Here is a 19957-nt window from a genome sequence, read left to right on the forward strand (position 1 = left end):
TGGGGAGGGCTACTCCACGGATTTCAGGGCGGCGAGCATGTCGATGTTCTTCAGACGGCGATACATCACCCAGCCGAGCACGGCCAACACCACGCCGACCACGACGACCGGCGCCACAAACGCCAGCCAGCCCAACGCCGGATCGAACATGACCTCATCCGGCGGCACTTCGGTGATGATGTACCGATGCAGCCACGCGCCGAACCCGTATCCGGCCAGAATGCCCAGACCGGACAACAGAATCGTCTCCTGATAGATGTACATCGTGGTCTCATTGCTATGGAAACCCAGCACCTTGATCGTCGACAGCTCGCGAATGCGCTCCGAGACGTTCAGATTCGTCAGATTGTACAGAATCACAATCGCCAGCAGCGCGGCCACCAGAATCAGCACCTCCATGATCTGATCAAGCGAATCAACGATCGTGGCCACCTGATTCTTCATCGTCGTGTTCTGCACTATGCCGCGCACGCCGTCCATCGCCATGAATCCGGCACCCTGCTTCCCGGTGTTCTCGATGCTGGAATCCTTCAGCCGCACCAGATAGGCGTTCGACCGATAATCCCCGCCAAACACGCGCTCATACCCGCCCGCGGTCATGAAAATGAAATGGCCGATATACATCTCCGAGATGCCGCCGACACGCATACGCCGTTCCACGCCATTGCCGTCCGTAACCGTGAACGTGTCACCGACCCGAACATTCAGCATGTCGGCCATGCGCTCGCTGATCACCACGCCGTCGTCCGTCAGCACCTGCGGATCATGCGTGACGCGGTCGCGTAGCGTGATGTAATCGCCGAAATTATAGGCGTCGTCGGTGGCGATCAACGTGATGGTCTGCTTGTCGTTCGCCTTGCCCGCCGTCTTGGTGACCTCTTCATAGCGGATCGCGCTGGATTCGGAGATCGCGTCGTCGTTCATCGCGTCGGCCAGCGACTTGCGCTGCTCGTCGTTGTTGTCGGACTTCTCCGCGACGATCATGTCGTAATGGATGAGATCGCCGAACTGACGTTCGCTGATCTGTCCGATGGACGACTGTACGCCCAGACCGGCAGTCAGCAGCGCCACCGCGCCGCACACGCCGAAGATGGTCATGAACATGCGCGTCTTGTATCGGAAGATGTTGCGTGCCGTCACCTTGCGTGTGAAACTCAGACGATTCCACAACGGCGTGATGTGCTCGAGAAGGATCTTCGACCCTTTCGCCGGTGGCTTGGGCAGCAGCAGGCTCGCCGGTTTCTCCCGAAGCTCCCTGCTCGCCGAAAGGCACGCCGGGACCACGGCGCTGACCCATGACAGCGCGAACGCCGTCGCGGTGATTCCCGGATGGAACTCCAGCGCGATACGCGGCATGGTGAACCCGGAATCATAGGCGTGGTACACGATGAGCGGCAGCAGCGTATGGCCCGCGGCCACGCCGATCAGCGTGCCGATCGTGGACGCAGTGAACCCATAGAACACGAACTTCTTCAGAATGTCGGCATTGCCGTAGCCGAGCGCCTTGAGCGTGCCGGAATTCGTGCGCTCCTCGTCGACCATGCGCCCCATCGTGGTGAACGTAACCAGCGCCGCCACGAAATACAGGAAGAACGGGAAGATGTTCGCCAGCTTGCGCACGATGTCGGCGATGATCTCATAGACACGGTAGCCGTTCGAAGTCAGTCCCTCGCGACGACCGTCGATCGAATACGCGGGAACCTCCAGCGAATCCACCTTCTCGCGGGCCAGCGCGATATTGTGTTCGGCGTCCGTGATCTTCCGCTCGGCCTCGGGCTTGGCATCATTGAACTCCTGCAGTTTGGCGTCATACTCCTCCTCGGCCTTCTCGATCTGTCGCTGTCCCTTGATGAGTTGCGATGCGCCGTCGCTTACGCTGCCGGTGGCCTGGGAAACCGCCGAGCCGAGCTCGTGCTGCTTGCCGGCGAGCTGCTTCGACGCATCGGCGAGCGCGGCCGCATTGTCCTGATACTCCTGCGAACCCTGATCGAGCTGCCGTGCGCCGGCACTCCACTGTTCGAGTCCGGAGTTGTAGGCGTCCAGTCCGGTGTTGTACTGGCCGACGGCGTCGTTGTAGGCGTCGAGCGCCTGATCGTAGCGTGCTTTGATGGTGTCGTACATGCTGCCGGTCAGTCCGGTGTTCGCCCAAGAGTTCAAGAGGGAGCCGGTCCTGTCGAGCACGGGTTTGACGGCTTCGAGCTGGGCGCGTGCCTGATCGAGCTGGGTCTTGACGTCGGAAAGCTGCTGCCAGGAGGTGCCGAGCTGTGTCTGGCCGCCGGTGAGTTGCTGGGCTCCGGCCGCAAGCTGGGTCTGTGCGGAGGTGATCGAGCTGCCGGCCGCGGCGATCTGCGCCACGGCGCCGGAGAGTTCCGCGCCTGCCGCGGAGGCCTGGTCGAGGGCCTGGGTGGAGCTGCTGGTCATCTGGTCCTTGGCCGATTCGATCTGTGTTTTGGCATCGTCCAGCCGCTGCTGCGTGTCGGCGAGCTGCTGTTTGGCGTCATCCACCTGCTGCTGCGCCTTGTCGATCTGTTCGCGGCGTTCCGCGCGGATCGACTCCTCGCGTGCCTGCGGCTGGCCGGCCAGCCGCTTGGTCAGCGTGTCCTTGTGCCGCTGCACCAGATCGCGGTATGCGGTGGTCCAGTAGTCCACGCCGCGCGTGTCGGTGAATGTGACGCGTCCGATCATGCTCACGCTGGAGTCGAACGCACTGTCCGGCACCACCGCATAGCCGTCGAGCTTGCCGCTGCCGGCGGTCGACTGGCCCATGTTGAGATCCGAGACGATCTCACTGGCTTCGACGAATCCGGTCACGGTGAAGTCGGTATGTGTGAGCACGGTGTCGCCGGCGATGTCGGGCTGTTCGGTCACGTGAATCGTGCTGCCGACGGCGTACTTGTCCTGCTCGCCGGCGTCCAGGGCGATTTCCGTGGCGGCGCGCGGCATGCGGCCTTTCGCGATGGCGTAGGTGGACACGGTCGTCGGTGTGGAGAATACGCGCAGACTGTGGTCGCTGCCGGTGATAGTCACGTCTTTGAAGTAGCCGAATTCGGCGTCGCGCACGCCTGACGTGTCTTGGATGATCGTCTTGTCGTCGTCGGTCAGTCCGTAGTCGCTGATGATGGTGACGTCGGCCAGATTGTGGTCGTTGTAGAACGTGGTGCCGGTGCTTTGCATGTCGGGGGCGGTGACGGACAGTCCCACCAGGGCGAACGATCCCAGTGCCATCAGACTGACGATGGAGAGGAAGCGGCCCTTGGATTTCGCTAGGGTCTGTCGGATGTCCTTCCATAGCATGCGCTTGCGCATCGGGCCGCGTGATCCGGCGCCTGTGCGTGATTTCCTGCTGGCGCGCGGCCTCCCGCCGCCGCGGGATCGTGTTCCTCGTCGTGCATGTGTTCTGCCCATGTCGATCACCATTCCAGATCCTGGATGTCCATCGGATGCTCGTTCGTCTCGATCGATTTGACGCGGGCGTCGTGCATGTGGATCACCCGGTCGGCGATCGGCGCGATGGCGGAATTGTGCGTCACGATCACCACGGTGGCGCCGTCCTTGCGGCTCTTGTCCTGCAGGATCTGCAGCACCTGCTTGCCGGTGTTGTAGTCGAGTGCGCCGGTGGGCTCGTCGCACAGCAGGATCTTCGGGTTCTTGGCCACGGCGCGGGCTATGGCCACGCGCTGCTGTTCGCCGCCGGACAGTTGTGCGGGGAAGTTGTCGATGCGATCGGCGAGTCCCACGTCGGTGAGCGCCTTGACGGGGTCCTGCGCGTTGCGCACGATCTCGGAGGCGAGCTCGACGTTCTCTCTGGCGGTGAGATTCGCCACGAGATTGTAGAACTGGAAGACGAATCCGATGTCGTGCCGACGGTATTCGGTGAGCTGATGCGACGTGTAGCCGGAGATGTCCCTGCCGTCGATGATCACCTGGCCTTCGGAATTGGTGTCCATGCCGCCCAGAATGTTGAGCACCGTGGATTTGCCGGCTCCGGAGGATCCTAGAATAATGGCGAGCTCGCCCTTTTCGATGCCGAAGGTCACGTCGTTGTTGGCCACGATGGTGGTGCTGCCCATCTGATAGCGCTTGTAGCTGTGGACCATTTCGATGTATGACATGGGATCTCCTTTCGGCAGGCGCGGGCGATGATGACGATGCGACGGTCGTCGGTGCGGGATGCCGTTGTCCCGCGATCGTAACTGTCATCGGCTATGGACAACATGTTGATTTGCCTGCATTGTAGGGATCGGCCGGTCGGCCCGGCAATGGCCAGAAACGCGAAAAGCGTTCATAATGAACGGTTTTTCGAAAATTGACCAGTATGGCATCGGCAATGCACAACATGTTGATATCGTTGGGCACAACGGACGGCCATTGCATTCGGCGATTCGATGGGGAAAGGAGCCGGGACGGTCATGCAACGCACCACCAAGACCAAGGCGAAGATTCGCACCGCCTACATCGAACTATTGAAAAGCCGAGGATTCGAGGCCATGACCGTCAGCGCCATCGTACGTGCGGCCGGCATCAACCGCGGTACGTTCTATCTGCACTACGTCGACAAGTTCGACCTGCAGCGGCGACTGCTTGACGATGCGATCGACGATCTGACCGCCATCATGCGGTCCGGCACGCCTGCGGCTGGCGTCGATGACGTCGAGGACATCTTCAGCACGGAGTCGATCGCCGAGGCACTGCGCTACATCAAACGGGATTATGCGTTCTTCGACGCGGTGTCCGGTTCGGGCAGTGACATGCAGCTCTATGACCGGTTCAAGGACGTGCTCAAACGGATGCTGATCCTACAGGCCGGACGTCTGGGCATGCCGATGCGCGACCATGGCGGTATGCCGCGCGAATATGCGTTGGAGATCCTGGTCTCGTCCGTCGCGTCGATCATCTGGCTGTGGATTCGCCACGGATGCCGGGAGAGTCCCGAGCAGATCTGCGCGATCGTCGAACGTAACAAGGTGACCGCGCCCGTCGACATTCTGAAATGACGTCATGCAATGACCGTCCGCGACGAATCGAACAACGTGTGTGGTTGCTGTATGGTCTGATGAATCTTGGGAGTGTCTCAGTGGACATGGGGAATAATGACTCCCCGTGCGTATGAAAACATTGGGAAAACGAACTCTGAGAATGGTGTGGCGGACGCTGTGGCGCAACTCGCGCAGCGTGATTCTGGTGCCGGCGGTGGCGCTGCTGTGCGCGATCATGCCGGCGATCGGCGTGGGATTGCGTGATTCGACGTCGACGGTGTTGGAGGAGACGGAGTTCCTGCGGTCGCTGCGCAGCCTGCCGGTCGGCTTTGACGTGATCTCGACCCTGCTGGCATGGGTGTTCTCCGGCGTTGGCTGCGTGATTATCATGGCGGTGCTCGCCTACGTGGCGTACCGGCACAGTCGGTCGATACGCAAGGTGGTGCGCAACCTGATCGTATCCATCAGTCCGACCGCCTACGTGACCGGCGTGAAACAGGTGGTGGAGCGTCCGCGTCCGTCCACATCGGTCGGCTCGTCCCTGCTGCCGAGTGATCCAAGCTTTCCCAGCGGACACACTGCGGGCGCGGTCATGGTGGCGACGATGGGCGTGCTCATGACCCGCAGCATGAAACGGCGCATCCGACACGCGGTGATCATCATCGGCGTGCTGCTGGTGGCGGTGGTCGGATTCTCCCGTCTGGTGCTTGGCCTGCATTTTCCCACCGACGTGCTGACCTCGATCCTGGTGTGCCCGGCCATCTCCTACGCCCTGTGGTATCTGTTCGTGGACGTGGGCAAGCGGCGAACTCGCTAGAAGCCGGTTCACGATTTGCGCGACCCTGAAAATCGTGAACCGAAGTCGGCTCTCCGATCCGCATGATTGCAATGGGAACGTATTGGTTTCTGGTTCACGATTTGCACGACCCTGAAAATCGTGAACCAGAAACTGGTCATGCTTTAATGGATTGGTGACTCTGGCGCCATGAAACAAGGAGGTTTGACCCATGAATGCCGAAGAGAAAGCCGAAATGCGCGAACACTTCGCCGAAATGCTCGGCGGCGACGTCTACCTGCCCACCGATCCCCGGTTCTTCCCCGTGCAGGCCGCCCAGCGCGACATTCAAATGGCGCTCAACGCCACCCCGATGAGCGACCAGAAGCGCCGGACCGAACTCATGCAGGAGTTCTTCGGCGCCGCGGGCGAAGGCCTCTACCTGGAATGCCCGGTGTACGCCAACTGGGGATGCAACACCTTCTGGGGTGAGCGCTGCTACGCCAACTTCAACCTCACGCTGGTCGATGATGGCGAGATCTACATCGGCGATCACACGATGATCGGACCGAATGTGACGCTTGTGGCCACCGGGCACCCCATCCGCCCCGACCTGCGACTCGATGGCGCCCAGTACTCGTTCCCCATCCACATCGGCAAAAACGTGTGGATCGGCGCGAACGTGACCGTGATGCCCGGCGTGACCATCGGCGACAACACCGTGATCGGCGCGAACAGTCTCGTCACCAAGGACATCCCCGCCAACGTGGTGGCGTTCGGCACCCCATGCAAGGTGGTGCGCGAGATCAACGAGCACGACGACGAATACTATTGGCGCGACCGCAGGTTCAAGCCGCCGTTCGACAAGGTGGGAGCGCGGCTGGCATAAGCTGAGCGAGATCAGATCACGATGCCGTTGCAGTGATCGATCTCGTGCTGAATGATCTGCGCCGTCCAGCCCGCAAAGTTCTCGGTGCAGCGGTGGAATGCCAGATCGTCGAACGAGACCGTGATGCGACGGTAGCGGGTGGTCTTGCGCTCGCCGATCAGCGACAGGCAACCCTCCCGGGTCTCGTACGGTTCGGACTGCGCGGTGATCCGCGGATTGAACATCGCGCGTGCCGTGCCGTTGTCGTCGAACACGATCACCTGCCTGGACACGCCGATCATGTTGGCCGCCATGCCCACGCATTCGTTGGCGTGCGCGGCCAACGTATCCAGCAGATCCTGTGCCACCTTGGCATCGTTCTTCGTGGCAGGGGCGGACGGCTGCGACAGGAATGCCGCGGAGGTCATGATCGGTCGGCGCATGGGTAACTCCTTGATGACCGGGATGAATGATGACGGAATGATGTAATGCCGTTCCAGCTTACGGCAAGATTCACGATCATCATGCGGCAGTCGGATGCACAATGAAGCCATGACACAGGTTGGGGAGTATGTAGGCGAAACAGGTGCTTGGAATCGTGGTCGACAATGGAAGCCATCGATCAGCGAACGGCATACGGTGATACTCGGGGGAGTGTCGCAGAAGATTTCCGTGGAAGGGCCGGGCGGCAGCGCGCCGGTCATGATCATGTTCCATGGCGGGCCATGGGCGCCGTTCATCTATGGACTCGCCTACCGTGGATTCTATCCGGAACTGTCCAAACGGTTCACACTCGTCTGGTGGGATCAGTACGGCTGCGGCAGGAACGCCCGACGGCTACACGACATTCCCTCCGACATCAGCGTGGAGACGTTCGCACGCATGGCCATCGACCTGACCGGCGAGATCCGCAGACGGTTCCCGCATAGTCCGATCCTGCTCAACGGCTACTCGTTCGGCACCTACCTGACCATGCAGACGGTCGCCGCCAGAGAATCGGACATCGCCGGCGTGATCAACCTCGGACCGATCATGAGCATGCGCGAAGCCACCGGACACTTCCGCGCCGCATGCGACCGACGGATGAACGAGCGTGAACGACTGCGTATGCAACAGCTGCAGAACATCGGACGGTACGATCCCTACGCCGCCTATGTGGAACAACTGGCCGGCAAATACACGAACTGCTGCCACTATCGAGATGCTTTGGGGAGCGGCAATCCGATCTGGCGCGCGATAGCGGACAGTTGGCGCAACGACGCCATGTTCCGCCGATGGATGCTGCGTCTGGTGACCTCCGGCGACTACCGGCCGCTCGACCTGATCGGCGCCGCCATGGGAACGCTGCCATACGGACGATTCTCCCGACGCTTCCGTACACTCTGGGACTCCATGGAAAACATCGACCTGTGGCCGATCGCCGAACGACTCCCCATCCCCGTGATCTACATTCAAGGCGATGCGGAGCTTTACGTACTGCCCGACGAACTGGCCGCGCTCGCCGAACGCCGGCCCAACGTGGAGTATGTGCGGCTCGCCCATAGTGGGCATATTCCAACGAGTCGCGCATGGGAGTGGGCGATGCATGCCATGATCAGGTTCGGTCAGGCCGTTTCGTGAGCGCATCCGCCGACGAATCGTGTACGGCGTTCGTGTCACGTTCCGCGATGAGTTGGGCAAGCTGGGCGGATAACGCGTCGATCTTGGCCTCCAGATTGGCGTCGCGGGTGGCGCTCTCCTGAGCATCCTCATCGAGTTCGCGGCTCATCTGCGCCTCAAAGGTCTTGGTGAACGCCTTCTGATCACCCACCTGCACGCGTTCCATGATCCACGACGCCACCATGGCGGAGACCACGCCGATCAGCGTGATGCCGCCGAGCATGAGCGCCGCCGCGACCAGTCTTCCCTGCCACGTCGTGGGCGCGTAGTCACCATAGCCGACCGTGGTCACCGTGACGAACGCCCACCACACGGCGTCGCCGAAATCGTCGATCTGCCGGGTGGGGGCGTACTGTTCCACGTCGTACACGGCGAGCGCACCCACGTAGATCATCATCGTGACCGCGCCCACTACGTAGATGGCGATCCGACCGCGCAGCGCCAAACCGGACGTGCGGTTGAGCACCTTGAGCACCATGAACAGGCGGAGCAGTCGCAGCGGCCGCAGCATGGGCAGCACGACGGTGGCGAGGTCGAACAGGTGGCGGAAGAACCAGAACTGACGATTGTCCGACAGGATGAGCGACACGATGTAGTCGGTGGCGAACATCACCCAGATGACGTTCATGATGGTTTCCGTGACGATCGTGCTGGCCGGGCGGGCGAGCACCTGATACGAGTAGACGACGAGGAACACCACGGCGGCGCCGGTCATGGGCCATTCCGTCCACTTGCGCCACTGGTCGAGCGTGAGCCGGGTGTGATGCTTCGGGGCGTTCGGTTCGGGGGCGTGAATCTCGTGAATCTTCGGCATGATATTCGACACCTTCGTCGGTTCTGTACCGTTCATGATTCCAGAGTATCCCAGAACGGTGCAGGATTGCGGTTTGAGTGCAGTAGGACGGGGAAGCGGCTTTCCCAGAGGAAAGCCGAAGAGAATGCGAAGTAGGGCCTCAGGGGCTTGAACCCTGGACCGACGAATTATGAGTTCGCTGCTCTAACCGACTGAGCTAAGGCCCCACGTTGCCAAGGCAACTTGTCTAGGATAACAGGGTGGGTGTATTTCCGGGGGTGTTGGGGATTGCCATTGGTAGGTCGGGCACCTCATCAGTCAGACTGCGTCTGACGGCTTCCCCTCGAGGGGAAGCAGAGGACTGAGCGGGGAAGCAGAGGACTGAGCGAATGCACATAGTGGGACGATTGCGGGGCTCGCCGAAAGAAATGGCAACGGAATGCCGATTGGAATTTTCGGGGAATACAGTGAGGCATATTGCGGGAATGGGCCCGCGTATGACCGCATGACCAAAGGAGGTTTCATGACTGGAAGGCTGGGCGGCAAGGTGGCCGTGGTGACGGCGTCGACGCGAGGCATCGGCTGCGCGATCGTGAAGAGGTTCGCCGAAGAGGGTGCGACCGTCTACATGGCAGCGCGCAACCAGGAACGTGCCGAGGTGAAGATCGCCGAACTCATGGCCGAGGATGCGATCGTGAAATCCGGCGGCGTGGTGAAATTCGTCTACAATGACGCTTCGAAGGACGATACCTATGCGTCGGCGATCGACGAGGCCGCCGCGAACGAGGGCCGTCTTGACGTGCTCGTCAACAATTTCGGCACGTCCAACCCGCGCAAGGACCTCGACATCGAGCACACCGATCCGCAGGAGTTCATCAGCACGGTCGACATCAACCTTAAGAGCGTGTTCCTCGCATCGCAGGCGGCGCTGAAGTACATGGGCGAGGCGAAGTCGGGCAGCATCGTCAACATCTCGTCGGTCGGAGGCTCGGTGCCGGACATCTCACAGATCGCATACGGCACGTCCAAGGCCGCGATCAACTATCTGACCAAGCTGATCGCCGTGCACGAGGCGCGCAAGAACATCCGCTGCAACGCCGTGCTGCCGGGCATGACCGCCACCGACGCCGTGCAGAACGCGCTGACCGAGGACTTCCGTGAGTTCTTCCTCAAGCACACGCCGATCCGTCGCATGGCCACGCCGGAGGAGATCGCGAACGCCGTGCTGTACTTCGCCAGCGACGAGTCCGCGTTCACCACTGGACAGATCCTCGAGGTGTGCGGCGGCTATGGTCTGGCCGCGCCCGTGTTTGGTGACCTGGCCGAACGGTCCGGCGCTCGCGGATAGTTTGCGGGAGCGCCCGACTGGGGGTATTCGGGGCCTGCCGCGCGTGGATCCCTCCCTCAGTCCGGCCGGGGGCCGGACAGCTCCCTCCCTTGGAGGGAGCACGAAGCAAATCACCCGCGTGCTCCCTCCGAGGGAGGGAGCTGTCATGCGCAGCATGACTGAGGGAGGGCTGCCAAGCCGACCACGCACATTCACATACGAACAGGGCGGGCACGGACATCGTTCAGTGTCCACACCCGCCCTGTGTTTGCCTAAAGCCGCTGCAATCGATATCGGCGGCTCGTCGTCAGCGCTGGATCAGTACAGCTCCTCGAAGATCTTGCGCACGCGGTCCGCGTCGAGCGGCACGAAGCAGTTCTTCATCAGACGCTCCTGCGTGGTCATCACGCGCTCGGTGAACTCGGGCAGGTCCTCGCGGGTCACGCCGTACTCGTGCAGCGCCTTCTTGGGCAGCAGCTGGTTGATGAGGTTCTCCAGTTCGTCGTACACGTCGGCCACGTCGCAGCCGAGCACGTCGGCGATGACCTTGTTGAGCTTGGCGATCTCGCCGTCGGACTTGATCTCCATGTAGTTGCGCAGCACGCCGGTGAACATCGCGTAGTTGGACTCGCCGTGCGGCACATGGTACTTGCCGCCCAGCTGGTAGCTCAGCGCGTGCACGGCCGCGCAGCCGCCGGTGTCGAAGCTGATGCCGGCGTAGTCGGAGGCGATCAGGAAGTCGTCCATAAGCTCGTTGCGCTTGGCGCGGCGCTCGGCGCTGCCGGGCTCGCCGGCCTCCACGATGGCCTTGTAGCCGTTGATGATCGTCTTCATGGCCTCGTAGCCGAACAGCTTGGTGTACGGCGTGGAGTTCGGCGACAGCGTGGATTCCACGGAGTGGACGAGCGCGTCAAGGGAGCTGGTCATGAACACGTGGTCGGGCAGGCCGTACAGCAGTTCGGGAATCAGCACGGCATGATCGGCGAACATCTCGGGGCCGGCGATGCCGGCCTTGCAGCCGAGACGGGTGCGGTTGATGGCCGCGATCTCGGTGACCTCGCTGCCGGTGCCGCACGTGGTGGGGATGAGCACCAGGCCGACCTTGCGCTTGAAGTCGGGCAGATGGTCGATCACGTCGTCGATGCTGGCGCCGCCGGCCACGGCCACGACCTTCGACATGTCCATCACCGCGCCGCCGCCGATGGCGACGATGCGATCGTAGTCGAACTTGCCGGCGTCGGCGATGATCTCGTCGATCATCACGTCGGTGGGCTCCTGGTTGCCGTACTTGTCGACGAGCAGCACGTTGGCGCCGTTGAGGTACGGCTTGAGGAACTTGTCGTAGATCATTTCGATGCTGACGACCAGATCATTCGGGCCCAGTTCGAACGCTTCGGCGAAATCCTTGACGGTGGGGAACTTGAAGATGTCCTTCGGTCCCACGGTAAGCAGCTTCATGGTGAATGTCCTTTGATGTGTGCCGATGTGTGTGGTTGTATACGATTGCCTGACCGGATCGACTTTGGAGTCGCCGTGTCAGGCAATAGGAATGGTAGTCCGTTGCCGGCGGAAATCGGTGGAGGCTCCCCTCAGTCCGTCATACGACGGACAGCTCCCCTCAAAGAGGGGAGCCGTTGATGCGGAGTCGGGGAAACCCTTACTTGGCGCTTTCCTCGACGATGATCTCCTTGAGCACGTCAAGGGCCTCGGTGAGCTCCTCGTCGGTGATGGTCAGGGTGGGCAGCAGGCGGATCACGTTGCCGTTGATGCCGCAGGTGAGGATGATCAGACCCTCCTGAATGGTGCGCTTGGTGATGCGACCCACGAGCTCCTTGTTCGGCTCCATCGAACCGGGCTTGACGAACTCGATGCCGATCATGGCGCCGTGGCCACGGACCTCGGCCACCGTGTCGAGCTCGTCGACCAGCGGCTTGAGGGAGGCGTCGGCCACCTCGCCGATGTGGGCGGCGCGGGCCGGAAGATCCTTGTCTTCCATGAGCTTGACGGCCGCCAGGGCGGAGGCGCAGGAGACGGGGTTGCCGCCGTAGGTGCCGCCGATGCCGCCGGGCTGCACGCTGTCCATGATCTCGGCGCGACCGGTGACTGCGGCGATCGGCATGCCGCCGCCCAGAGCCTTGGCGGTGGTGATCAGATCCGGCACCACGCCGTCGTACTCGCAGGCGAACCACTTGCCGGAGCGGCAGAAGCCGGCCTGGATCTCATCGGAGATGTACAGCACGCCGTTGTCGTGCGCCCAGTCGGCCAGACCGGAGAGGAAGCCGGGGGCCGGGACGATGAAGCCGCCCTCGCCCTGAATCGGTTCGGCGATCACGGCGGCCACGTTCTCGTGACCCACCAGCAGTTCGATCTTCGCGGCGGCGGCCTTCGCGGCGGCGGCGCCGTCGGCACCGAACTCGTCACGCAGCGGGTAGCTGAACGGCACGCGGTAGATGTCGGGGGCGAAGGCGCCGAAGCCACGCTTGTACGGCATGGACTTGGTGGTCATGGCCATGGTCAGGTTGGTGCGGCCGTGGAAGGCGTTCTCCATCACCACGACGGCGGAGCGGCCGGTGTACTTGCGGGCGATCTTGACGGCGTTCTCAACGGCCTCGGCGCCGGAGTTGACCAGCACGCTCTTCTTCGGGAAGTCGCCGGGGGTGTGCTCGGCGAGCTTCTTGCACACCTCGATGTAGTTGGCGTACGGGGTGGTGGCGAAGTTCGTGTGGGTGAGCTTGGCGACCTCGTCCTGCACGGCCTTGACCACCTCGGGAGCGCAGTTGCCAACGCCGGTGACGGCGATGCCGGAGGCCAGATCGATGAATCGGTTGCCGTCCACGTCGGTGATGGTGGCGCCGGAGGCGGATTCGGCGAACACGGGCATGCCCTGGCCGACGCCGGCGCTCACGTACTTGTGGTGCTCCTCTTCAAGAGCCTGGGACTTCGGTCCGGGGATGGCGGTGACGAGCTTGCGGGCTACCTGCGGAACGGACATGATGTTTCCTTTCTCTGAATGATGAAAACTGAGAGAGTTTTGATTGGTTGTTGTTGGGTGGGTCGCCGTGCGGTTATGGCAGCTGCGCGACGACCCAAGTCTTGTTGTGTTTGTTGCGCCTTGTGTTTGGCGATATCGGTGATCGTGAGGATCAGCCGACGTGGTTGTACTCGGGCGGGTTGTGCTTGAATCCGCCTGTGAGCACGGCGAGGATCACCACGCCGATCGCCAGCCACGACAGGCCGAGGATCAGCGCGTGGATGTCGAGGTGCACGAGCAGGTACAGGCAGAACAGGGCGCCGAGGATCGGCAGCAGGATGTTGCGCAGCGCGCCGCCGGGGAGATCCTCCTTGCGCTGCTTGTCGTCCGCCTTGAGATAGGCGACGATCACGCAGACGTTTACCAGCGTGAAGGAGGTGAAGGCGCCGAAGTTCACGAACGAGGTGGACGTGGCCACGTCGAGGAACATGGCGATCAGGCCGATGGCGGCGACGAGCAGGATGGACAGGACCGGGGTGTCGAACTTGGCGCTCAGACGGCCGAAGAACTTCTTCGGTAGCACGCCGTCACGGCCCATCACGTACAGCAGACGGGAGGCGCTGGCCTGGGTGGCGATGCCGGAGGTGAACTGGCCGAAGCACAGGCCGGCGATGAACACGGAGGTGAACAGGTTGCCGCCGATCTGTGCGGCGATCTCATAGGCCGCGGAGGACTCGTCGATGAACACGCCGCCGGGGTGCACCAGCTGGGTGAAGTAGGAGACGGCGATGAAGATCAGTCCGCCGACCGCGGCGATGAGCAGGATGGCGCGGGGCATGGTCTTCTTCGGGTTGCGGGTCTCTTCGCTCAGCGTGGTCACCGCGTCGAATCCGAGGAACGAGTAGGCTGCGATGGCGCCGCCGGCCACGACCGCGGACAGTGAGGAACCGTCGCCGAGGAACGGGCTGGTGCTGACCAGGGCGGATGCGCCGTCACCGGTGACCACGGAACGGATGGACAGGCCGACGAACGTGATGATGACGATGGCCTGGAAGGTCATGAGTGCGAAGTTGATCTTGTCTGCAACGCTCAGACCGACGATGTTGATGCCGGTGGTGAGCACGATGAAGCCAAGCACCCATGCCCAGATCGGCACGGCGGGGAACTTGGCGGCCAGATAGGAGGCGCCGATCAGCCACACCACCATGGGCAGGAACATGTAGTCGAGCAGCACCGCCCAGCCGACGAGGAAGCCAAGCTTGCGGCTGATCGTCTTGCCGACGTACGTGTAGGCGCTGCCCGCCTCCGGGTGGAGGACGGCCATGCGGCCGTAGCTGCTGGCGGTGAACAACATGGCGATCGTGGCGGCGGTGTAGCTCATGGCCGTGGCACCGTGCGACGTGGCCGAGATGACGCCGAAGGTGCCGAGCACGATGATCGGGCACATGTAGGCCAGGCCGAGCAGCACGATGGAACGCAGTCCCATGGTGCGCTGGAGTTGAGGCGTGGATACTGTGGCGGCTACGGGCGTGGCCTCTACGGCCGTCTGCCCGATGGTTTGCGTGGTCATTGCGATGTCCTCTCTGAACTGCACGAGCGATTCGCTGTGGCGATGCCGCGATGCTGTTGGGGATGTTGGGATATGAGGAATTGAGAATGGTTAGGAGGAAGAGCGCGTGGCGTTATGACCGGATGTCAGTCGACCGGTGCGCTCCATCGGTCGGGATCGATCCGGCCTTCATAGAGCGGTAGGGGAACCGGACTGTCGCCGGGACGGAACTGCTCCCACACCTTGTTGGTGCCGCTGGTTCCGGTCTGATGAACGCGACGGACCTGATCGAGCTGCACGGTGGCGGTGATCAGTCCCTCCTGGCTGCCGGTGATCTGACGGATGATGTTGCCTTCGGGGTCCACCAGCACGGATTCGCCGACTCCCTGCGGTGCCGCCGCATTGATGCTGGCGAGGAACGTCTGGTTGACGATGGCGTTGGCGCGGGCCAGCACCAGTTCCTGCCGACGGTCGGGCGTGGTGGTGCGGACCAGATTGACGATCATGTCGGCGCCGAGCCAGGCCACCTGACGGGAGATCTCGGGGAACCATGCGTCATAGCAGATCGTCAGTCCGATGCGTCCCTTGCCGGGGATGTCGAACACGGCGAACGAGTCGCCGGGTGTGTACTGCTCGAACGGGCGCCACGGGCAGATCTTGCGGTAGGTGGTCACCAGTTCTCCCGCGGGGGAGAACACGGGCGCGGTGTTGAACGCGCCACCTTCGCCGTCCTGTTCGGGAATGGTTCCGGGGATGAGCCAGATGCCCAGTTCCTTGGCGAGCGCCTTGAGGTTCTCGGTCAGTTCGTCATGAAAATCGGTGGCTGCGGCGATCTTGCTGCGTCGTGCCTGATCCTGCGGCAGGTCGCCGGTGCCGAACAGGTGCATCTCGGGGAAGATCACGAGTTCGGGGCGGGCGCCCGCGGTGGAGTGAACGTCTACGACATGACGGACGGAATTCGCGAACCTGCCGAAGGGCTTGCCGATCGGCAGCTGGCTGTACTGCGCCATGGCGATGGTCAGTGCGCTGAGCTCGGTCATTGCCTTCTCCTTAGGTTGGGGTCGGGATGCGTTCCACCTGTGTGAGGCGTTCTCGCTGTTGGCTTTTGCCGGTCCCGACGAGGTTGTTTCGACGTCTGTGTTCGTCGTTGGTTCCCAAAGATATGACCGGTTGAAACGAAATGTTATGGACAGTTTGGAGTAAATAGACTCAAATCGTGGACGAACTGTCCTTGATGGGGTTTCTTGACGTATGGTGGAGGCATGTCAATCACCCTGAATGCCTTGCTGGAGCAGCGATCCCTGCACTTGTCCCTGGTGGTGGAGGGGGCTCCAGGAAGTCTGGATACGCCGATCTCGTGGGTTCATTCCTCGGAATCGATTGATCCCACGCCGTATCTGGAGGGCGGTGAGCTGCTGTTGCTCACCGGATTGCTCATGCCGGAGGGGGATCCCGGCGAGGATTTCCGCCTGTATGTGGACCGGTTGGCGCATTGCGGTATTCGCGGCATCGGGTTTGGTGTGGGCGTGCATCATGCGGCGATTCCCGAATGGCTGGTCCGGCAGTGCGAGGCGAGCGACGTGCCGTTGTTCTCCGTGCCGTTGGAGATATCGTTCATCGCGATCACCAAGATGATCTCGCGTGGTATCGCTGACGACAAGCAGCAGGGGTTCGCCAGACTGTACCGCAATCAGCAGCAGCTGCTGCGTTCCGTGCACACGCTCGATCCGGTGAGCACGATCGTGTCGAAGACCGCCGAGCTGATCGGCGGATGGGTGGCGCTGCTGAACCCGGCGGGCACGGTGACCGAGTCGTCGCACCGGTTCCTGCCGATCGAGATGAGTGCGCTCGGCGACGCGTTGACGTTCAGTGTGTTGGGTGAGGCGAAGTTCGTGGCCATGCGCGGATACGACATCGCCGCGTTTCACATCGCATCTCCGGCCGGGCAGACGCTGGGCTATCTGGTCGCCGGTTACCGCGGCGAGAAGGGCACGCTCGACCATCCGCTGGTGGCGCAGGCGGCGGCGTTGCTGTCGCTGGCCATCAGCAGTTCCGCCGATGCGAGCCGTGCGCTGGGCAGGCTGCGTGCGGCCATGATGCGGCAGTGTCTGGAGGGTGGCGCCGAACTCGTGCGGCCGTACGCCTCCGATCTGTGGGACGGCATGCCGGCCGAGCCGCTGACCGTACTGCGCGTCACCGGCGAGCAGGAGGCGTTGGAGACCGCGCAGCGACTGTTCGAGCCGTTCCGCAAGTCGCTGGCGAAGAACATGAACCCCGCCGTGTTCGGCATGATCGAAAGCGACCTGTGGGTGGTGGTCTCGCAGTCGAACGCCGCGGAATGGGTTGAGGGACTGCTGCGTGACTCACGCGTGATCGTGGGACAGTCGTCAGGCTGCATCTGGCGCGATCTGCCGAGGGCCCGTCACGAGGCGTACCAGGCGGCCTCCGAGGCCATGACGTCGGGCATGCAGTCATTGCGATACGGGCAGCGAGAAGGAGCGGGATCGCTGGAGAACATGGTGGAACCGTCGAAGATGCGCGCATTCGCCGACCTCAAGCTCGCGCCAATCTCGTCGCTGATCTTCAACCTGGCCGTGGGGCCGCACGGCGGCAGGGGAGACGGGGGAAAGGCCGCGGTGCAACCCGACGACTGGACCGAGCCGGACGGCATGAGCCTGCACGCCGTGGACGTACTGCGCACCTGGCTCGAATGCCGCGGCAAGGCCGAAGAGGTGGCCCGAACGCTGGGCATCCACCGCCACACGGTGACCAAGTACATGGCGCAGATCGCCAAGGCCCTGTCCGTGGACATCTCCGACCCGCAGACGGTCGCCGAGCTCTGGTTCGCCTGCAAATTCACCCGCTTCCCCGAAAAGAACTAGCCGCATCCGTCCTGTGGCTCCTGTGGGGATAGGGTTGCTGGCCTAAGGTCCTGTGGCTCCCCTCCCCTGGAGGGGAGCTGTCGGCGCAGCCGACTGAGGGGAGGGCCTGTCGAACACCTACTGCTCAAATGTTCGTTTCGCGAATTGCAATCGCCTTATTGTTTCGAATAAGAAAATAAAAGTGCTGTTTGTATAACGAAATCGAAACCAAGTGGGCTTACAACTGGATTCCAGAAGCGAACAGCAGGCGTGCGGGTGCGATCCGTATGCAGGCATGAAAGGAGCCATCATGAGCAAGTACGCGGTAACCAACCCGGCCACAGGCGAAGTCGAGGAGACGTTTGACACCTTCACCGACGCGCAGATCGCCGAAACCGTAGACAAGGCGCAGAAGGCCTACTCGACCTGGGGCAAGACGTCCATCGCCGAGGAACGCGCCGAACTGTTGCGCAAGGTGGCCGACCTCTATCTCGAACGCGAGGACGAACTCGCCGAAATCATCAACCACGAAATGGGCAAGAAGCTCGACGAATGCCGAGTCGAAGTCGAATTCTCCTCCGCCATCTACCGCTACTACGCCGACAACGGCCCGTCGTTCATAGCCGACTCGCCCATCAAGCGCGAAGCCGAAGGCTCCGCCGTCATCCGACGCAAGTCCATCGGCGTGCTGGTCGGCATCATGCCGTGGAACTACCCGTACTATCAGGTGGCGCGCTTCGCCGGCCCCAACCTCATGCTCGGCAACACGATCATCCTCAAGCACGCCGCACTGTGCCCCAAGTCCTCCGCCGCCATGGAGAAGATCTTCCACGACGCAGGATTCCCCGAAGGCGCCTACACCAACGTGTACGCCACCAACGAGCAGATCGCCAGTGTAATCGCCGATTCCCGCGTGCGAGGCGTCTCACTCACCGGCTCCGAACGCGCTGGTACCGCCGTGGCGTCCGAAGCCGGCAAGGCACTCAAGAAGGTCGTGTGCGAACTCGGCGGCAGCGATCCGTTCATCCTGCTCAGCACCAACGATATGGACGCCACGGTCGAGGCCGCCGTGGCCGGCCGCTACGAGAACTGCGGCCAGGTGTGCAACGGAGCCAAGCGATTCATCGTGATCGACTCCCTGTACGACGAATTCCTCGACAAGTTCAAGAAGGCATCCGATACCGTGGAGCTGGCGCCGCTGTGCTCCAAGGCCGCTGCCGAACACCTCGCCGAACAGGTATCGCGCGCCGTTGAGGCCGGTGCCACCCTTGAATATGGCGACGGCAAGAACGACGGCGCATTCTTCAAGCCGACCATCCTGACCAACATCCCCGAAGGATCGTCCGTGCGCTACGAGGAGTTCTTCGGGCCGGTCGCCCAGTTCTACCGCGTAAGTAGTGAGGAGGAGGCCGTGGCGCTCGCCAATGACACGTCGTTCGGTCTCGGCTCCTACGTGTTCACCACCGACGAGGAACAGGGCGAACGCATCGCCGACGAGCTTGAGACCGGTATGACCTACATCAACGAGGTGGGCGCCGACTCCTGCGAGTTGCCGTTCGGTGGCGTGAAGAACTCCGGCTTCGGCCGTGAGCTCGGGTCGCTCGGCATGGGCGAGTTCGTGAATCTCAAGCTCATCTGCACCGACGCCGTCGGCAGGTTCTGAAGGCGAGTCTGATTTAAGCCCCCGAGTTTTATGGTTTTCAGAACCGAATCCAGGCATCCAATGCAACAAAAGGGCTGTATTGGACGCCCGGAGTCGGTATTTTTGCCGGGAACACCACAAAACTCGGGGGTTTCTTGGTTCCGGAATCCTCCCCTCAGTCGGCTGAGCCGACAGCTCCCCTCCCCGGGAGGGGAGCCGACCTCAAAATGCCACATAGCTCAGGCTCCCCTCCGGGGAGGGGAGCTGTCCGCCAAAGGCGGACTGAGGGGAGGGGTCCAAAGACGAGCGCTCCCATTGCCGACGCCGGTATGAATTGGGTTATGTGCGCGATCTTTGCGTAACGTTCCCAACGTATCCCTGTATCTTGCCGACAGACCGCCTTGATTGTCGGTCACCTAGATCGTATATGAGTCACGCGGCTCGCCCGATCCCGGTGACCGGTAACTGATTTCGTTGAGATTTCAACGATTTTAAGCTATGGTCACTGGGATCGGGCGAGCCGCGTGACTCATATA

15 protein-coding genes and 1 tRNA gene are annotated in these 19957 nt (G+C 62.2%); 7 read left to right on the plus strand and 9 right to left on the minus strand.

What is annotated here, in order from left to right; genetic code table 11:
- Positions 1-9: 9 nt before the first annotated feature.
- Entirely contained in the window at positions 10-3405 is a 3396-nt protein-coding gene (locus tag D2E23_RS10650) for an FtsX-like permease family protein (protein ID WP_241227289.1), read from the minus strand.
- A 5-nt stretch (positions 3406-3410) separates the two neighbouring features.
- Positions 3411-4112: an ABC transporter ATP-binding protein gene (locus tag D2E23_RS10655; protein WP_126030883.1), complete on the minus strand. Its 702-nt coding sequence runs from the start codon at positions 4110-4112 to the stop codon at positions 3411-3413.
- A gap of 297 nt (positions 4113-4409) precedes the next feature.
- Between D2E23_RS10655 and D2E23_RS10660 the strand changes: the two genes are divergently transcribed.
- The 3 genes from D2E23_RS10660 (at position 4410) to D2E23_RS10670 (ending at position 6640) form a co-directional block, all read left to right on the plus strand.
- Positions 4410-4994 carry a TetR/AcrR family transcriptional regulator gene (locus tag D2E23_RS10660; protein WP_240541716.1) on the plus strand — a complete coding sequence of 195 codons (585 nt, stop codon included), beginning with the start codon at positions 4410-4412 and terminating at the stop codon, positions 4992-4994.
- A 142-nt stretch (positions 4995-5136) separates the two neighbouring features.
- Positions 5137-5793 (plus strand): phosphatase PAP2 family protein, encoded by a 657-nt coding sequence (locus D2E23_RS10665; protein ID WP_126030885.1) that lies wholly within the window; start codon positions 5137-5139, stop codon positions 5791-5793.
- A gap of 190 nt (positions 5794-5983) precedes the next feature.
- Positions 5984-6640: a sugar O-acetyltransferase gene (locus D2E23_RS10670; protein WP_126030886.1), complete on the plus strand. Its 657-nt coding sequence runs from the start codon at positions 5984-5986 to the stop codon at positions 6638-6640.
- 11 nt (positions 6641-6651) lie between these two features.
- Here the strand turns inward: D2E23_RS10670 and D2E23_RS10675 are convergent, their stop codons facing one another.
- Positions 6652-7062, minus strand: a complete 411-nt coding sequence (locus tag D2E23_RS10675) for a peptide deformylase (protein WP_126030887.1) — start codon at positions 7060-7062, stop codon at positions 6652-6654.
- Positions 7063-7273: 211 nt separating this feature from the next.
- Here D2E23_RS10675 and D2E23_RS10680 point away from each other — a divergent pair, with 211 nt between their 5' ends.
- Positions 7274-8239, plus strand: coding sequence for an alpha/beta fold hydrolase (locus tag D2E23_RS10680; RefSeq protein ID WP_164520798.1), 966 nt, complete (start codon positions 7274-7276; stop codon positions 8237-8239).
- Here the strand turns inward: D2E23_RS10680 and D2E23_RS10685 are convergent.
- Positions 8214-9092 (minus strand): potassium channel family protein, encoded by an 879-nt coding sequence (locus tag D2E23_RS10685; protein ID WP_241227290.1) that lies wholly within the window; start codon positions 9090-9092, stop codon positions 8214-8216. The genes D2E23_RS10680 and D2E23_RS10685 overlap by 26 nt on opposite strands.
- Positions 9093-9224: 132 nt before the next feature.
- A tRNA-Ile gene (locus tag D2E23_RS10690) sits at positions 9225-9298 on the minus strand.
- Positions 9299-9594: 296 nt separating this feature from the next.
- Here D2E23_RS10690 and hdhA point away from each other — a divergent pair.
- Positions 9595-10419: a 7alpha-hydroxysteroid dehydrogenase gene (gene hdhA / locus D2E23_RS10695; RefSeq protein ID WP_126030889.1), complete on the plus strand. Its 825-nt coding sequence runs from the start codon at positions 9595-9597 to the stop codon at positions 10417-10419.
- Between the two features lie 297 nt (positions 10420-10716).
- On the opposite strand, the gene D2E23_RS10700 is transcribed toward hdhA, so the two are convergent.
- The 4 genes from D2E23_RS10700 to D2E23_RS10715 all read right to left on the minus strand — a co-directional run bounded on the left by D2E23_RS10700 (position 10717) and on the right by D2E23_RS10715 (position 15958).
- Entirely contained in the window at positions 10717-11856 is a 1140-nt protein-coding gene (locus D2E23_RS10700; protein ID WP_093959864.1) for a 4-hydroxybutyrate dehydrogenase, read from the minus strand.
- Between the two features lie 199 nt (positions 11857-12055).
- Entirely contained in the window at positions 12056-13390 is a 1335-nt protein-coding gene (gene gabT / locus D2E23_RS10705) for a 4-aminobutyrate--2-oxoglutarate transaminase (RefSeq protein WP_126030890.1), read from the minus strand.
- Between the two features lie 151 nt (positions 13391-13541).
- Positions 13542-14939, minus strand: a complete 1398-nt coding sequence (locus tag D2E23_RS10710; protein ID WP_126030891.1) for an APC family permease — start codon at positions 14937-14939, stop codon at positions 13542-13544.
- A gap of 125 nt (positions 14940-15064) precedes the next feature.
- Positions 15065-15958 carry a carbon-nitrogen hydrolase family protein gene (locus D2E23_RS10715; protein WP_126030892.1) on the minus strand — a complete coding sequence of 298 codons (894 nt, stop codon included), beginning with the start codon at positions 15956-15958 and terminating at the stop codon, positions 15065-15067.
- A 222-nt stretch (positions 15959-16180) separates the two neighbouring features.
- On the opposite strand from D2E23_RS10715, the gene D2E23_RS10720 reads away from it, so the two are divergent.
- Both D2E23_RS10720 and D2E23_RS10725 read left to right on the plus strand, forming a co-directional pair.
- The gene (locus tag D2E23_RS10720; RefSeq protein ID WP_126030893.1) at positions 16181-17800 is read left to right on the plus strand and encodes a PucR family transcriptional regulator; all 1620 of its coding nucleotides are present in this window, start codon (positions 16181-16183) and stop codon (positions 17798-17800) included.
- Positions 17801-18089: 289 nt separating this feature from the next.
- The gene (locus D2E23_RS10725; RefSeq protein WP_126030894.1) at positions 18090-19442 is read left to right on the plus strand and encodes an NAD-dependent succinate-semialdehyde dehydrogenase; all 1353 of its coding nucleotides are present in this window, start codon (positions 18090-18092) and stop codon (positions 19440-19442) included.
- Positions 19443-19957 lie beyond the last annotated feature (515 nt).

Source organism: Bifidobacterium callimiconis (assembly GCF_003952005.1).
GTDB classification, from domain to species: Bacteria; Actinomycetota; Actinomycetes; order Actinomycetales; family Bifidobacteriaceae; genus Galliscardovia; species Galliscardovia callimiconis.

What these genes read in the sequence shown, in the direction of transcription:
- hdhA (WP_126030889.1), top strand. Translation starts at nt 9,595, where the DNA reads ATGACTGGAAGGCTGGGCGGCAAGGTGGCCGTGGTGACGGCGTCGACG.
- D2E23_RS10675 (WP_126030887.1), bottom strand. Translation starts at nt 7,062, where the DNA reads ATGCGCCGACCGATCATGACCTCCGCGGCATTCCTGTCGCAGCCGTCC.
- D2E23_RS10665 (WP_126030885.1), top strand. Translation starts at nt 5,137, where the DNA reads ATGGTGTGGCGGACGCTGTGGCGCAACTCGCGCAGCGTGATTCTGGTG.
- D2E23_RS10660 (WP_240541716.1), top strand. Translation starts at nt 4,410, where the DNA reads ATGCAACGCACCACCAAGACCAAGGCGAAGATTCGCACCGCCTACATC.
- D2E23_RS10725 (WP_126030894.1), top strand. Translation starts at nt 18,090, where the DNA reads ATGAGCAAGTACGCGGTAACCAACCCGGCCACAGGCGAAGTCGAGGAG.
- gabT (WP_126030890.1), bottom strand. Translation starts at nt 13,390, where the DNA reads ATGTCCGTTCCGCAGGTAGCCCGCAAGCTCGTCACCGCCATCCCCGGA.
- D2E23_RS10720 (WP_126030893.1), top strand. Translation starts at nt 16,181, where the DNA reads ATGTCAATCACCCTGAATGCCTTGCTGGAGCAGCGATCCCTGCACTTG.
- D2E23_RS10685 (WP_241227290.1), bottom strand. Translation starts at nt 9,092, where the DNA reads ATGCCGAAGATTCACGAGATTCACGCCCCCGAACCGAACGCCCCGAAG.
- D2E23_RS10655 (WP_126030883.1), bottom strand. Translation starts at nt 4,112, where the DNA reads ATGTCATACATCGAAATGGTCCACAGCTACAAGCGCTATCAGATGGGC.
- D2E23_RS10650 (WP_241227289.1), bottom strand. Translation starts at nt 3,405, where the DNA reads ATGGGCAGAACACATGCACGACGAGGAACACGATCCCGCGGCGGCGGG.
- D2E23_RS10715 (WP_126030892.1), bottom strand. Translation starts at nt 15,958, where the DNA reads ATGACCGAGCTCAGCGCACTGACCATCGCCATGGCGCAGTACAGCCAG.
- D2E23_RS10700 (WP_093959864.1), bottom strand. Translation starts at nt 11,856, where the DNA reads ATGAAGCTGCTTACCGTGGGACCGAAGGACATCTTCAAGTTCCCCACC.
- D2E23_RS10710 (WP_126030891.1), bottom strand. Translation starts at nt 14,939, where the DNA reads ATGACCACGCAAACCATCGGGCAGACGGCCGTAGAGGCCACGCCCGTA.
- D2E23_RS10670 (WP_126030886.1), top strand. Translation starts at nt 5,984, where the DNA reads ATGAATGCCGAAGAGAAAGCCGAAATGCGCGAACACTTCGCCGAAATG.